Origin of the sequence: Allokutzneria oryzae, from assembly GCF_042429765.1 — a bacterium.
Taxonomy (GTDB): domain Bacteria; phylum Actinomycetota; class Actinomycetes; order Mycobacteriales; family Pseudonocardiaceae; genus Allokutzneria; species Allokutzneria oryzae.
The window spans coordinates 463,441-477,976 of record NZ_JBHLZU010000027.1 but is presented as its reverse complement, the minus strand read 5'-3'; the positions used below and the strand labels follow the sequence as shown (position 1 = coordinate 477,976).

The window sequence follows — 14,536 nt, the reverse complement described above, 5'->3', positions numbered from 1 at the left end:
TTCACCCACAGTGCCTGCCAGGGACCGATGACGGGTAATCCCAGACGGCAATAGGATTGCCTGATGGAGCTGGATATCCGGCACCTGCGGGTGATCTGCGCGATCGCGGACGCGGGCAGCGTGACCAAGGCAGCCACCTCGCTCGGCCTGTCCCAGCCCTCCCTGACCGGTCAGCTGCAGCGGATCGAGACGCTGCTGGGCGGCAAGCTCTTCCTGCGCGGTCCCGAGGGCACCGTGCCCACTGACCTGGGCGCGTTCGTGATCTCCAGGGCCCGCGCCGTGCTGCCCGCGATCGACCAGCTGCGGGCGGACGCGATCCGCCGCGCCGGTGCACACCAGGAGCTGCGCGTGCTGCGCTACGGCGCGGCGCCCGGCCCGCTGATGGTGGGACTGCTCGGCAGGCTGCGCGAGCTGCTGACCGGCGCTGAGGTCACCCTGCGCACGGAGACCTCCTCGGCGACGCTGGTCGACCTGGTGGCCTCCGGCAGGCTGGAGCTGGCGGCGATGCTGGAGTACCCCGACCACGAGGTCGCGCCGAACCCGGAGGTGGAGCGCGGGATCGTGGCCACCGAGCCGAGCTTCGCCCTGCTCTCCAGCGGCCACCCGCTCGCGGCGCGCGCGGAGCTCTCGCTCGCCGACCTCGCCGACGAGGACTGGGTGATCCCGCCGCCGGGCGACCGCTTCCGCGAGTACTTCGGCTTGGCCTGCCAGCAGGCGGGTTTCCGGCCGAAGGTCAGCCACGAGACGGAGGCGTCGGGCGCCCGCGACCTGATGATGGCGGGCCAGGCGGTGGCGATCGGCCAGGCGACCTTCCGCGAGACGCCCGGCGTCGTGGCCCGCCCGCTGAAGGACACCCCGATGCGCCTGCGGCACGTCCTGGTCTGGAACCGCAACGGCTCACTCACCCCGCTGGCCGACCAGCTCCTCGCGGCGGCGCGGGCGGCCTACGACGAGGCGGTGCACCGCAGCCCGGACTACCAGGTCTGGCTGGCCAAGCACGGCCCGCTTCCCTTGTCCTGAACCGGAAGAAGGGGCGCCCCGGAGTGGGGCGCCCCTTCTCGTCGTGGTGGGTCAGGAGGTGGTCTTCGCGGTGACGACGAGTGCGAAGTCCGCGTCGGTCTCCGGGGTCTCCTTGTGGCCGTCCGCGTTGATCGCGTCGGCGGAGACCTCGATCTTCCAGGTGCCCGCGGCCGGCTTCTCGATCAGCACGTTCTCCACGTTGTTGAGCGTGTCCGCCGAGCCGCCCGGCGTGGAGAAGTTCCCGGCGCGCAGGCCGTTGTTGCCCCAGTAGACGGTGCCGTCGGGCGCGGTGACCTTCAGCGTGAGGTCGTTGACCAGGGTCTTGGCCGCCGTCGGGGCCGCCTCCGGGTCGCTGTAGGCCAGGGTGGCCTTCAGCGGCTGGCTGCCGTCCGTGGTGACCTCGTAGGTCTTGGACTTGCCGACCGTGAGCACCTCGGTCTCGTTGACCAGCACGGGCAGCTTCCACCCGTTCGCCTTGGCCTGCTCGTACATGTTGCCGACGCTGGCCGTGCCCCAGCCCTGGTGCACGCGGGTGAGGTCGTGGTTCTCGCCGGAGAACGGGTACTGGTTGGCGGTGTTGATCAGCAGCGCCTTCATGGTCGCCGCGTGCGGGCGGCTGTCGAAGACGTCGCGCTTCTTGCCGGGGCCGCCGTCGAAGACGCCGTCGGCCCACATCTGGAACGCCAGGCCCGCGGTGCCGCAGGTGATCGGCGTCGCGCCGCTGGTCCCGCCGAAGGACGGGGTGTAGCTGGTGTCGCTCGTCGACGAGGTGGTGTCGATGTTGTCGTAGTAGTGCGACACGTCCGGCTTGATCCGGCCGTCGGCGGCGGGACCGATGCTCGCGCTGCGGTTCCACTGGTCGTCGGAGCGGTCAAGGGTGTTCTTGTGGTTCTGGCCGCCGACGGAGAGCACGTTCTTCGCCCACGCCTCCGGCCGCGACTGCTGCGTGCCCGCGTTGCTCTGCGAGTTGCAGATGAACATGTCGGTGTCGAAGATCGTCTTGTCGAACGCCGAGGAGACCGCGGTGTAGGCCGTGGTCAGGCTGCTGCCCCAGCTGTTGCTCTGGAACACCGCGCGGTACTTGCCAGCGGGGTCCACCAGCTCCTGGGTGTGCTTGTAGCGGTCGGGCTGCTGGTAGGCCGCGTAGATGCCCTGGCCTTCGGGGAGCAGGCCGCGGTGCTTGGCCGAGACACCGGAGGCGAAGATCTCGCCGTAGGTGGACGTGCCGTGGCTCGGGCTGCTGCCGTTGGCGGTGTGCATGATCGGCGGGTTCTTCTGGAACTCCTGGTGCGTGGTGCGCAGACCGGAGTCCATCACCTCGCCCCGCACGCCCTCGCCCTTGTAGCCACCGGCGGTCTCGATGGTCGTCGCGCCGACGTCCTGGCGCGCGATGTCCATGTCGGTGCCGATCTCGGTGGTCTTCTCCGCGGCCAGCACCTCGGCGCGCTTGGCGACGGTGAGCAGCTGGTCGTGGGTCAGCGTCGCCTCGACGTGCTGGCGGCTGGCGGAGGCCACCTCGACCTTGCCGCCGAGCTTGCCGATCTCGGCGACCAGGGCCTGCTGGTCGGCGGCGTCGGAGTCGACCAGGGTCAGCAGGTAGCGCTGCTGCGGGATGCGCTGCTTGGCGCGCACCGACTCGTTCAGGCCGGGCGAGAGCTTGTCGCCCGGCTGGTAGGCGCCGACCCAGCGGACGTAGCCGAGCTCGGCGACCTTCTCGCTGGTGGCGCGGTCCATCCGGACGACGTAGGCGTAGTCCGGGATGAACGCGCCGATGCGGGCGCCGAGGCCGCGCAGCTCCTTGCGCTGGGAGTCCAGCGGGGCCGCGGTGAACTGCACCAGGTAGGCACCGGTCTCGGCGGCGCTGAGCTCTCCGGTGGGGGCGTTGCGCGCGGCGCTGGCCGACTTCGGGTCGAACGTGCGGTTGACCAGCTGGATCTTCTTGGCCGTCGGCAGCTGGCGGCTCCAGGTCTTGCCGCCGTCGAGGCTGACCGAGAAGGAGTTGTCGCCGACAAGGCGGATCTGCTCGCCGGCGGTCTGGCCGTTGGCGCTGACCACACCGAGCGAGAGGAGCACCGAGGTCGCGGTGGCCGCGACCATCAACGCGCGACGGGAACGCCGCATGGAGAACCTCCTACGGGGAATTGCAGCAGGGACCCGCGAACCGGAGGCGATTCGCAAGCGCAATCCGACAGTAATGAGCCGGAATACCCGATTCACCCAACGCAAGTAGGTGCTCACGACGACCTTCGGCCTGAGCCAGAACGACCAGGCGCTCTCACCCGTTCAGTCCAACGCAAAATCTCTGACCTGCGCAGACGCCGGGAGTTCTGAATCAATACAGCGCAGAGCTAACGCGCACTCGACATCAATGATGCTGATTCACAGCGGGAAAAATGGCAAAAACTCATACCGGCCGCATGCGCACGCATAGCCTTTTTCGGTCTCCCATAACGCGGACAAAGGTCAACTGACCGACGGCGAGGAGCCTCCGGCGACCAGCAGCCTGGGCGCCCCGGTGCCGTCGGCGGGCACCGCCCACACGTCGCTGCCGCCGCGGTCGTTGGGCAGCGAGTAGGACACCGTGCGCGCGTCCAGCCAGACCGCCTGGTCGTCGACGCTGCGGGTCTCCGCGAGCGGGGTCTCGGTCATCGTCGCCAGGTCGAGCACGTACTCCCGCCACGGCCGCGCGGCGTCGGTGGAGACCCGCTTCTTGAACGCCAGCCTGGTCCCGTCCGGCGACAGCGAGGGGCACTCCGCGTTCTCGCGCAGCGTCCGCACCTCCCACGCGTCGTAGTCACCGACCACGAGGTGGGTCTGGCTGCCGGTCGCCACGGTCGCGTAGAAGCGCTTGTTGTCCTGGGCGAAGGTGACACCCCAGTAGTTGACGTCCTCGGCGTGGCGCCGCTCCCCCGCGACCGTCAGCGGGATGTCCTCGATGTTGGAGTACAGCTGGTCCCCGGCGCGGTCCATGATCGCGGTTCGGGTGGAGAACGTGCCGCCCTGGGCGTAGGAGTCGCCGGTGACGAAGGTCGTCCAGGACGCCATCCGCCCGTCGGCGGACAGCTTGGCGCGGTTGGGGATGCCCGCGACGTCCACGCGCCGGACCTCGCGCAGCTCCCGGTCGACGAACACCGCCACGGCGCTGGGCAGGGGGCCGGGCGCGGACGCCAGGCACAGTCCGCCCCCGGCGTTGACGAAGAACCGCTCACAGCTCAGGCCGCTGACCCGGCGCGGCCCGGTCGGGTCCGCGAGCGAGACGGACGCGACCTTGCCGTGGTCGGGGCCGGGCGCGGTGTTGCGGAACACCAGCCGCCCTGGTTCGTCCAGCCGCACCCCGCCGGAGCGGTCCACGAGGACCGAGGTGTCCGCCTGCTGCCGCTCGGGGCTGGACCCCATGGCGTGCACGGTGTAGGTGATCGCCGCGCCCGCCAGCACGACGGTCCCCAGGACCGCGATCACAACCCTCTTCATCACTTCGCAGTCCTCCTCAAGGGATGAGCCAGAACGGCGGCGAAGGTGGCGACAGCCAGCGCGGTCAACGCGAGGATGACCGCGGTGTCCATGCCCCACAACGTCCACGCCGCGCCGAACAACACCGACGAGAGCAGCTTCGCCAGCGCCTGACCGGTCTGGAGCAACGCCATCCCGCTCGTCTTGAGCTCCGAGGGCAGCAGCGGCCCGGCCGCCGCCATGAGCACTCCGTCAGTGCACGCGTAGAAGATCCCGTGCGCCGCCAGGCTCGCGACCAGCAACAGCGTCCCGCTCGCGGCGCCCACGAGCAGCACGTAGGCGACGAGCAGCGCGACATGCCCGGCCAGGAACACCTTCCACCGGCCGAAGCGGTCCGCCAGCTGCCCCATCGGCACTGCCAGCAACAGGTACACCCCGGCCGTACCGAGCGGCAGGATCGCGAAGTACTCCGGCGCGATGTCCAACCGCTTCTGCAACAAGAGGTAGACGAAAGCGTCGCCCACCGTGACGAGGCCGAGCACCACCGCCCACAGGCAGATCCGCCGGAAAGCGTTGTCGCGCAACAAACCGAACGCGGCACGCATCGACACCGCGCGCCCCGAGGTCATCGGCTGACGCTGGTCGCTGACGAACAACACGAGCAGCAGGACGCCGAGCACCGCGAAGCAGAAGCTCACGAAGAACACGGTGTCGTAGCCGCCGGTCACCGCCCACAGCAGCAGGAAAGCCATGAGCGGCCCCAGAAAGGCGCCCACGGTGTCCATCGCGCGGTGGACACCGAACGCCCTGCCGAGCGTGTCCGGCGTGCTGCTCAAGGAGATCAGCGCGTCGCGCGGCGCGGTCCGCAGCCCTTTGCCGGTCCGGTCCGCGGCGAGCACCAACCCGAGCGCGGTGGCCGATCCCGCCGACACGATCAACCCGATCTTCGCCAGGGCCGAGACGCCGTATCCCACACCGGCGACGAGCTTCCTGCTCTGCCTGCGGTCGGCGATGTTGCCCCCGAGCACCCTGACGAACGCGGTGACCCCGGAGTACAACCCGTCCAGGATGCCGAACTGGAGCGGCGAGAAACCCAGTCCCAGCACCAGGTACAGCGGCAACACCGCCGTCACCATCTCCGAGGAGATATCGGTGACGAGGCTGACCGCGCCCAGCGCGAGCACGTTGCCCGCGACCCTGCGCCGCCCGCCCCCGTCCTCCGGCATTGCGGCCGCGGCGTCAGCGGACCGCGTCGATGCGATGTACACCGCTCCTCCTCGTCGTTGCGGGTCTTGCTGCCGGACCGGGCGCGTCCACGCGTCCTAGCGTCCACTGTGGACGCGCCCGGTGAGGTTCAGCGGCAGGTGTAGGGACCGGCCTTGTCCAGCAGCTTGCCGTCGGTGCCGATGATCTCCCAGGAGTAGGTCTTCCCGGAGAGCACCAGCTTCATCACGCCGTGCTTGGAGAAGGACTTCTCAACGCCCTCGCGCGGCTTGATCTGGTTGTAGAGGCTGTCGCCGCCGATACCCACGATCGCGGAGCGGACCCCGTTGGCCTCATCGACCTTTCCCTGCGAGTTCAACGGCTTCAGCCGCTCGTAGTGGTGGTCGTGGCCGCCGAAGACGACATCCGCCCGCGCCTTGACGAACTCGTCCCAGAACGGCGCGATGCTCTTGTTGTCGCCGTACTCACCGGAGTTGAAGCGCGGGTGGTGCCAGTAGCCGCCGACGCACGCCTTCTTGTTCGCCGCGAGGTCCTGCTTCAGCCAGGCCAGCTGCTCGTCCTTGATCCCGTCGGTGATCGGGTCGGAGTCCAGCGCCACGAAGTGGAAGTCACCGACGTCGAAGCTGTAGTACGGCTTGCCCTGCGGCGTCGCGGCGGGACCGAAGTACGCCTTGTAGCCGTTGAGCTTGTCGTACCACTCGTGGTTCCCCGGCGTGGGCTTGATGATCGACTTGAACTTGCCCCACGTCTTGTCGAAGTACGTGCGGAACTCCTCGATCGTGCCGTTGTCGTACTGGTTGTCGCCGACCGTCAGCACGTACTGGGGGTTGATGCCCTCCACCAGCTTCGCGGTCTTGCTGTGCTCCGAAGGCAGCTCGCGCTTGGCGATGTCACCGGCGACCACGAGCACGATGCCGCCGGGGCCACCACCGGCCTGGGTGCTCGCGCGCACCTCGGCGCTCTGCGCGGAGAGGTTGCCCGCCGCGTCGCGCGCCCGCACGGTGTAGGTGAACGCGGTGGCCGACGCGAGACCGGTGTCGGTGAAGGTGGCTCCGGCGGCGGTGCCGATCACGTTGCCGTTGCGCAGGATCTCGTAGCCGGTCACACCGACGTTGTCCCGCGCGGGGTCCCACGCGAGGCTGATGCTGTCCGAAGTGGACGATGTCGTCCGCAGCCCGGCCGGAGTGCTCGGCGGTTCGATGTCACCGCCGCCGGTGCGCGAGCCGTAGACCTCCAGCTCGAACAACGAGTAGCCGTAGACGGTCGCCCGCTTGGTGCCGAGGACCCGGACGTAGCGGGCTGAGGCGGCCAGCCCGCTGATCTCGTCGGTGCCGCCGTCGCTCGCGGTGACCGCCTTCGCCTCCTGCCAGCTCTGGCCGTCGGCGGAGGTCTGGATCTGGTAGTCCGCGGCGTGGGCGGCCTCCCACACCAGCCGCACCCTGCTGACCGTCGCGGGGCCGCCGAGGTCGACGGCGATCCACTGTGGATCGACTCCCTCGGCACTCGCCCAGCGGGTGGTGGCGTCGCCGTCCACGGCGAGCCCGCCAGCGAAGCTGGCGTTCTCCACAGAGGACGTCGTGGTGGGTTTGTTGTGGGACAACAAGGTTTCCGCCATGCGCTGCTCGGAGCCGGACGCGACGAGCGGCTGCGCCAGCAAGGCCAGCAGCGCCACCGGCGCGACCACGCGCCGGAGGCGCCAACGGGGATCTCGGTTCACGTGTTCTCCTCGGCGTGCCTGTCGACGACGACCGGCGCGGGCGGCGGCGATGCCGGCATCGGCGAGAAGGGATTAATCGTTAGGAAACTTCCCTAACTGATCGCGAGGTTAGCGAGTGACGCCGCGCACAGTCAACACTTCGGAATCGAGGGAGAACGTTCAGTGACAGGTGTAAGGACCTGCGGAGTCCAGCACCGTGCCGTCGAGCCCGAGGTGCTGCCACGAGTAGGTCGTGTCGGTGATCTGCAGCTTCAGCACACCGTGCTTGCTGTACGCCTTCTCCGTGATGGGCCTGGCCTGCACCGGGTACAGGCTCGCGCCGCCGCTGCCGACGACCACCGAACGGATTCCCTTGGCCTCGTCCACCTGGCGGTTGGGGTTCAGAGGCTTGAACCGCTCGTAGTCGTGGTCGTGCCCGCCGAAGACGAGGTCCGCGCCCGCCGCGTAGAGCGTGCGCCAGAACGGCTCCGCCACTTTCTGGTCACCGTGGCTGGCGCTGCTGACGAACGGGTGGTGCCAGTACGCGGCGACGCAGCCCTTGGTGTTGCGCTTGAGGTCCTCGGTGAGCCACTTGCCCTGCTCCGAGGACTCCGCGGTGGCGATGTTCGAGTCCAGCGCGACGAAGTGCCAGTTGCCGATGTCGTAGCTGTAGTAGGTCTTGCCCTGCGGCGTGGCGATGGAGCCGAAGTACTCCTTGTAGCCGCGTGCCTTGTCGTTGTACTCGTGGTTTCCCGGCGAGGGCTTGGTGATCGGCTTGAACTTGCCCCACGAGGTGTCGTAGTACTTCTGGTACTGCTCGATGGTCCCCGACTTGTACTGGTTGTCCCCGGCCGTCAGCACGGCGACGGGGTTCATGTCCGTGACCAGCTTCGCGGTTTTCGGGTGCACGCAAGAGGAGCTGCTCGCCAGACAGGTGTCGGCGATGTCGCCAGCGACGGCGATGACGGTCGGGGCCGCCTCGGAGGATGGGGTGGACGGCGAGGCGGCGGGGGACGCGGACGCACCGACCAGGGGCTGCGCGAACAGGGTCAGCACCAGCAGGGCGAGCGGGGCGCGGGAACGGCGAAGGGGCACGGGAGACTCCAGTCCGTGTGCTCGTGGTGGGACGGCAGGGGAATCCGCACCAAGTTTTGGCCCACGCCGAACCCGCCACAACCCTTCTTTCGACCCACTCCCCTTCTGCCACAACGAGGTTCTTGATGCCGTCGTCGAGCGGAAACGTGATGTTCAGCTGGTGCTACGCGTCCGTTCGATCAGCTCGATCACGCCGGGCACCCAGGGCGCGTAGCGCTCCGGCCGCGCCGCGGCGTCGGTGACCAGATCGGCGTAGGGCAGCCACGCCAGCTCCTCGATCTCCGTGCGGTCCGGGGTCAGCGGGACCGACGAGTCGAGCTCACCCAGCAGGACGTGGTCGAACTCGTGCTCTGCCGCGCCGTGGCCGTCCAGCGCCTGGTAGACGAACGTGCCCACCTCGCGCAGCTGCCCGACGTGCAGGCCCATCTCCTCGTCCAGCCGCTTGGCCGCGGACTCGGCGACGTCCTCGCCCGCCGCCGGATGGCTGCAGCAGGTGTTGGCCCACAGACCGGGGAACCGGGACTTCGACAGCGCCCTGCGCTGCAACAGGACCCGGTCCCGCGCATCGAAAAGCATGATCGAGAACGCCCGGTGCAGGCGGCCGGGCGGCTGGTGCGCCTCCTCGACCGAGCACTCGCCCAGCGTCGTTCCCCGCGCGTCGACCAGCTCGACGATCCTGCGGACCATGGTGCGGACTCCCATCGAACGGCACGAAGGCCCGAAGCATCGACTCCGGACGGTGATTACGAAAAACTCAACGTAGCCACGCCACGGCCGGCCGTCCAGCACGAGGTTGATCACATGCCGCGGATGCCCGAGTTTCCGGAAGCGCCCGAAACGTCCGGAAACACGGTGTCCCGGCCGGCTGGCTGCCGGCCGGGACACCGCCCCACCGTCCCCCCGGGATCTCCCGCCCGCTACGCGGCGGGCGGGATGTTGTGGTTGAAGCGGAAGACGTTGTGCGGGTCGTACATGCCCTTTATCCGCCGCAGCCGCTGGTAGTGGTCGTCGCGGTAGGAGCGCCGCACCCGGTCGGGGTCGGTGTTGGCCGGCCCCAGGAAGTTCAGCGTGGTCCGCTCGCTGGCGAACGGCGCCAGCCTGCGGCCGAGCCTGCTGTAGTACCGCTGCGCGGCGGCGACCTCGTCGGCGACCGGCGTGTGCATCGAGGAGTACAGCGCGAACTCCGCGCCCCACAGCCCGAGCCCGGCCTCGGCGTCGGCCGGCCGGTTCCCCCCGCCGATGTGCCGCACCTCCAGCTGCCCGTAGGGCGCCCTGCTCTCCGGACCGGCGACGGCCAGCAGCTCCTCGCACGCGGACTCCGACAGCTCGCCGAGCAGCACCCCGAAGCTCACGTGCGGGGTCGGTTCCAGCTGCGGCATGGCGATCTCGGAGATCCGCCCGTACGGCAGGGGACCGTAGGTGTCCAGCAGCGCCCCCGGCAGCGTGCGCAGCGGTTTGACCAGCGTCTCCGCCTCCTGCCGCTCACCGATGTGGCACGCCCGCGCCCCGATCACCCACCGCCCCCGCAGCTGCTCGGGCACCCCCGGTCCCGAGGCGAAGCGCACCAGCGAGACCGCGGAGCTGACCTCGGCCGGCAGCTCCCGCACCCACTCGCGGTAGACCTCCAGCACCTGTCCGGCCTGTTCGATGGGGTAGTAGACGCCGCCGCCGTAAACCTCGGTCACCGGGTAGAGCACTAGCCGCAGGCCGGTCACCACGCCGAAGTTCCCGCCGCCCCCACGCAGCGCCCACAACAGCTCGGGATGCCGCGACTCACCGGTCTCCACGAGCTCCCCGTCGGCGAGCACCACCCGCGCTCCCACAACGCTGGAGGCGCTCACCCCGTACCGCCGCATCAGCCAGCCCATGCCGCCGCCGAGCGTGCTGCCGACCGCACCGTCGTGCGAGGCGAAGCCCGACAGCGGCGCGAGCCCGTACGGCTGCGCGGCGTCGATCACGTCCTGCCACCGGGCCCCCGCCTGCACCCACGCGGTCTCGGTCACCGGGTCGACCTCGACCCCCCGCATCTCCCCGGTGTTGATCAGGACGCCGTCGTCGCAGGGCCGCGGCAGCCCGTGCCCGGTGCACATCACGCCGACCGGCAGGTCGCGCACGTAGGCGAAGCGCACCGCGGCCGCCACGTCCTGCTCGGTGCGCGCGGTCACCGCGAACGCGGGCCGCTGGTGCATCGCGAGGTTCCAGGACCGGCAGTCCGCCTCATAACCCGGATCGCCGGGGATGCGCACGGCCCCGGTCAGACACATGCGCAGCAGGCCGAGTTCGATGCGCATCCTCGACCTCCTGGCTTCAGCCGCAGTCCTCACGCGATCCAGACTGCCGCCGACGCCCACCCCCGAGCATCGGGGAAACCCCCACATCCGCCGGGCAGGGTGCGGGGTGACCGCCCCATCACACGCCAGGTGACGTGCACGCCATGTAGTCCGTCCCGCACTCGAACCCGCAGACGGGAGTGCTCCCCTCCCCGAGCCATCGAGCCAACCCGCCCCCGCACCCCGTGCACACGCGAACCAGCGGGCGCGGTCGAGGTTTTCGCGTTTTTCCACCTAAATGCGTAAAAGAGCGCTCCCAAAACGCATCAAGACTACAAAACGCGACACGAGGGGCACGCGAGAGAGAGCGCCAGGGGGCGGCGGAGTGGTGCTACCACCTGCAGGACACGACCTAGCGCCTACCCTGCAAGTCGTCCCGATACCCCGAGCTGGCGCCGCCCCCGCACCCCGTGCACGCGCGGACCAGCTGACGCGGTTGAGGTTTTCGCGTTTTTCCACCTAAATGCGCAAAAGAGCGCTCCCAAAACGCATTAAGACTACAAAACGCGACACGAGGGGCACGCGGGAGAGGACGCCAGGGGGCGGTGGAGTGGTGTTACCACTTGCCGGGTGCGGCCTAGTCGCGGGCGCTGCGGGCGGCGAAGACCACGGCGGTCAGACCGGACCGGCTGGAGACGTTGAGCTTGTTGAAGATGCGCGAGACGTGCGCCTCGACGGTCTTGGGGCTGACGAACAGGTGCTCGGCGACCTGCTTGTTCGTCCGCCCCTGGCTGATCAGCTCGGCGACCTCGCGCTCCCTCGCGGTCAGCGCCATCAACCCGTCCTGCGCGGCGCCACCGCGCCGCCGCGGCATCTTCGCCCCGAGCTGCCGCTGCGCGGTGACCACGTCCTCGTGCAGCCGCTTGGCGCCCCGCGCGGCGAACAGGTCCTTCGCCGCCCCGAACTCCACCCGGGCCTCGTCGTGCTTGCCCAGCTCACCGAGCGCGATCCCGGCCACCAGCCGACACCGCCCCTCGTAGAGCCGCATGCCAACGCTCGCGCACAGCCGTGCGCCCTCCGCCGCCAGAGCGGCGGCTTCGTCGACGCGGTTCCTGGCGAGCAGCACCTGCGCGTGCGCCAGGTGCCGCATCCCCCACCGGCCGGGCAGGACCTCGCCGACCTGCGGGTCGATCCTGCGCGCCCACGCCTCAGCGGCGTCGATGTCGTCCAGGGCGAGCTCGATGCGAACCAGGATCTCCAGCACGGGAGGGCGCATGAGCACCGCGACCGAGGCCATGCTCTCGTCACCGATGGCGGCCATCATCCGCCTGCGCGCCTCGGCCGGTTCTCCCTTCACCAGCAGCGCCCACGCCGTGTAGTACCCGGCTGCGCGGCTGCGGCCGCTGGTCGCGGAGTCCTCTCCGCCCAGAGCCATCCTGCTGAAGCGCAGCGCCTCCTCGATGTCACCGCGCCACATCGCGACCGCGGACAGCGCGGTCCAGGCGATCAGGCACTGCTCCTCGTTGTCGGTGAGCATCGCGGCTTCCAGCGCGTCCTCCGCCGCGGCCTCACTCTCGTCGAGGGCGCCCTGCCAGGAGTGCGCCTCGGCGCTGGCGAGGATGACGGCCATGATCGAGTCACGGTGGGTGCTCTGCCGGGCGAGGTTCATCGCGCGGGTGTAGTGCCGGACAGAGTCGTCGATGCGCTCGACCCACATGACGGTCGTGATCGCGGAGACGACGAGGCTGAAGTGCCTGCCGATCTCCTCGTCGGAGGCGGCGTCGATCGCCGGGACCGCGGCCAGGACCTGGTCGACCAGCGGGGGCGTCGCCCGGCCAGGGGCGGTCGCCATGATCATCGCGGCGGCGACGGCGGAGTTGAGCCGGTCCACCAGGTCGGTGCCCGAGGAGAGCGCCAACGCGTCCTCCGCCCAGTGGCACGCCTCCGGCACGTCCCCCTCGGCGAGGTTGATGATGGCGATCTCCAGCAGCGCGCCCGCACGGCCGGAACGGTTGCCCTCCCCCGCGTTCTCCAGCTCACGCACGACCAGCGCGCGTGCCTCGTTGGCCCGCCCCAGCCCACGCTCCACTTTGGACAGACGAAGGACGATGTCCAGCCGCTGCTCGCTGTCCTTGGGCAGCAGGTCGAGCACCTCGTGCATGAGGTCTCTGCTGCGAGTGGTCTGACCGATCGCGGAGAACGCCGTGGCGAGGCTGGTCAGCATCTCGATGCGGTGCGCGTGGTGCGACCCCCCGATGGGCAGCAGCCGCAGCGCCGTCTGCAACCAGCCCGCCGCGGTGTCCGGTGCGGTGGAGAGCACGCTGCGGGCCGCGTCGGCGAGGACGCCCGCCGCGTCGTGGTCCCCGGGCTGCGCCGACCGTTCGAGGTGGTGCGCGTAGAGCAGGACGGGGCTGCGACGAGCTCGCAGCGCCTCGGCGGCCCGCCGGTGGGCGGCGAAGCGCCACACCGACTCCGTGTCCTGGTAGGTGACACTGCGCACGAGCGGATGGCGGAAACCGAACTGACTGCCACCAGCGGAGACCCGCACGACGTCCTGGCGGACCAGTTCGTCCAACGCGGCGACGGCGGTCGGCACGTCCAGCTCCGCGACCTCGGCGACCAGGTCCGGCGTGAACGGGTCGCCCAGCACCGCGGCCGCCCCCGCCGCCCTGCGAACGATGTCGGACAGGCGGTAGAGCTCCGAGCGCAACGCGGCGAGGACAGCAGGCGGCGCGCTGCCCTCGGTGAAGACGCCGGGCAGGTAACGCGCCTCGGTGGCGACCTCCGACAGCGCCTCCGCGTAGAACGGGTTGCCCCTGCTCGCCTCGAACAGCCCGGCCAGGCGCGGGTCGTCGGAGTCGATCTCCAGCAGGGCGGCGGTCTCGGCTCGGGTGAGCGGGGCGACCTCGACGACCTCGAAGTGCCACTGGGTGTTGGCCAGCAGCAGCGCGTTGGACAGCTGTGGGGCGAGCTGGCGCGGCCGGTAGGCGGCGGCGACGAGCACCCGGCCGCGCGGCGGGTGCCGGAGCAGGTGCTCCATCAGCTCGATGGACGCGCGGTCGGCCCAGTGCAGGTCGTCCAGGGCGAGCACCACGCTGCTGTCCTTGGCGAGGACGTCGAGCAGCTCCCGCATCGCGCGGTAGATCCGGAACCGCACCGAGGGCGACGAGGACTCCTGGTCCTGCGCCGGCGCGTGGTCGGCGAGCGAGGGGAACACGGCGGCGAGCTGGGCGACGTGCGCCCGGCCCAGCGCCTCCAGCTCTCCCGGCTGGAGGTCGGCGAGGTAGTCGTCGAGCGCGTCGACGAAGACCCCGAAGGGCAGGTCCCGCTCGAACTCGGCGGAGCGCCCGCTGACCACGGTCAGCCCGCGCATGGACGCGCGCCAGGTGAGGTCGGTCAGCAGCCGGCTCTTGCCGATGCCGGGGTCACCGGCGAGGAACAGGCCACCGCCCTCGCCCTCGGAGAGTCGGGTGATCGCGCGGGTGAGCGCGTCCTTCTCGGTCTCGCGTCCGACCAGCGGGCGCACCGCGCCGCCGACCCTCTTCTGCATTACGGCATCCACCCCTCGGGGCGCCCACGCCCCCGGGGCATGCTCGGAGAGCGCAGACCTGTACTCGCCTGCGTGCCAGCAATGATGCCGACCAGGGCAACTCCTCACCAATCCGGACGTTCACCTGCATGGACGCGTGGTGATCGCCGTCACCGCACGCGGGGTTCCCGTTCACCGGGCCGGACGACCTTACTCATGCCGCTTGGCCGCGGGCCGATCGGCGTAGGTCAC

General features: G+C 70.0%; 9 protein-coding genes. 1 reads left to right on the top strand and 8 read right to left on the bottom strand.

The features are described from left to right. Positions 1 to 63 precede the first annotated feature (63 nt). On the top strand, positions 64 to 1,020 hold the full coding sequence (locus ACFFQA_RS32525; RefSeq protein WP_377860609.1) for a LysR family transcriptional regulator: 957 nt from the start codon (positions 64 to 66) through the stop codon (positions 1,018 to 1,020). A 51-nt stretch (positions 1,021 to 1,071) separates the two neighbouring features. On the opposite strand, the gene ACFFQA_RS32520 is transcribed toward ACFFQA_RS32525, so the two are convergent. The 8 genes from ACFFQA_RS32520 to ACFFQA_RS32485 form a co-directional block, all read right to left on the bottom strand. Then, positions 1,072 to 3,141 (bottom strand): DUF8729 domain-containing protein, encoded by a 2,070-nt coding sequence (locus ACFFQA_RS32520; RefSeq protein WP_377860607.1) that lies wholly within the window; start codon positions 3,139 to 3,141, stop codon positions 1,072 to 1,074. 342 nt (positions 3,142 to 3,483) lie between these two features. Beyond that, on the bottom strand, positions 3,484 to 4,491 hold the full coding sequence (locus ACFFQA_RS32515) for a TolB-like translocation protein (RefSeq protein ID WP_377860605.1): 1,008 nt from the start codon (positions 4,489 to 4,491) through the stop codon (positions 3,484 to 3,486). Then, positions 4,491 to 5,738, bottom strand: a complete 1,248-nt coding sequence (locus ACFFQA_RS32510; RefSeq protein WP_377860603.1) for an MFS transporter — start codon at positions 5,736 to 5,738, stop codon at positions 4,491 to 4,493. The genes ACFFQA_RS32515 and ACFFQA_RS32510 overlap by 1 nt, the downstream gene beginning before the upstream one ends. A gap of 86 nt (positions 5,739 to 5,824) precedes the next feature. Continuing rightward, positions 5,825 to 7,309, bottom strand: a complete 1,485-nt coding sequence (locus ACFFQA_RS32505; protein WP_377860869.1) for a discoidin domain-containing protein — start codon at positions 7,307 to 7,309, stop codon at positions 5,825 to 5,827. A 261-nt stretch (positions 7,310 to 7,570) separates the two neighbouring features. After that, entirely contained in the window at positions 7,571 to 8,485 is a 915-nt protein-coding gene (locus ACFFQA_RS32500) for a metallophosphoesterase family protein (protein WP_377860601.1), read from the bottom strand. 153 nt (positions 8,486 to 8,638) lie between these two features. After that, positions 8,639 to 9,172 carry an isopentenyl-diphosphate Delta-isomerase gene (gene idi, locus ACFFQA_RS32495; protein WP_377860599.1) on the bottom strand — a complete coding sequence of 178 codons (534 nt, stop codon included), beginning with the start codon at positions 9,170 to 9,172 and terminating at the stop codon, positions 8,639 to 8,641. Between the two features lie 230 nt (positions 9,173 to 9,402). Next, positions 9,403 to 10,776: an FAD-binding protein gene (locus ACFFQA_RS32490; RefSeq protein WP_377860597.1), complete on the bottom strand. Its 1,374-nt coding sequence runs from the start codon at positions 10,774 to 10,776 to the stop codon at positions 9,403 to 9,405. Positions 10,777 to 11,392: 616 nt separating this feature from the next. Then, complete coding sequence (locus tag ACFFQA_RS32485; RefSeq protein WP_377860595.1) at positions 11,393 to 14,305, bottom strand: helix-turn-helix transcriptional regulator; 2,913 nt, start codon at positions 14,303 to 14,305, stop codon at positions 11,393 to 11,395. Positions 14,306 to 14,536: the final 231 nt, after the last annotated feature.

Bases quoted from the DNA above. Each gene is read 5' to 3' on its own strand.
- ACFFQA_RS32525 (WP_377860609.1), top strand. From the start codon at position 64: ATGGAGCTGGATATCCGGCACCTGCGGGTGATCTGCGCGATCGCGGAC.
- ACFFQA_RS32520 (WP_377860607.1), bottom strand. From the start codon at position 3,141: ATGCGGCGTTCCCGTCGCGCGTTGATGGTCGCGGCCACCGCGACCTCG.
- ACFFQA_RS32515 (WP_377860605.1), bottom strand. From the start codon at position 4,491: ATGAAGAGGGTTGTGATCGCGGTCCTGGGGACCGTCGTGCTGGCGGGC.
- ACFFQA_RS32505 (WP_377860869.1), bottom strand. From the start codon at position 7,309: ATGGCGGAAACCTTGTTGTCCCACAACAAACCCACCACGACGTCCTCT.
- idi (WP_377860599.1), bottom strand. From the start codon at position 9,172: ATGGTCCGCAGGATCGTCGAGCTGGTCGACGCGCGGGGAACGACGCTG.
- ACFFQA_RS32490 (WP_377860597.1), bottom strand. From the start codon at position 10,776: ATGCGCATCGAACTCGGCCTGCTGCGCATGTGTCTGACCGGGGCCGTG.
- ACFFQA_RS32485 (WP_377860595.1), bottom strand. From the start codon at position 14,305: ATGCAGAAGAGGGTCGGCGGCGCGGTGCGCCCGCTGGTCGGACGCGAG.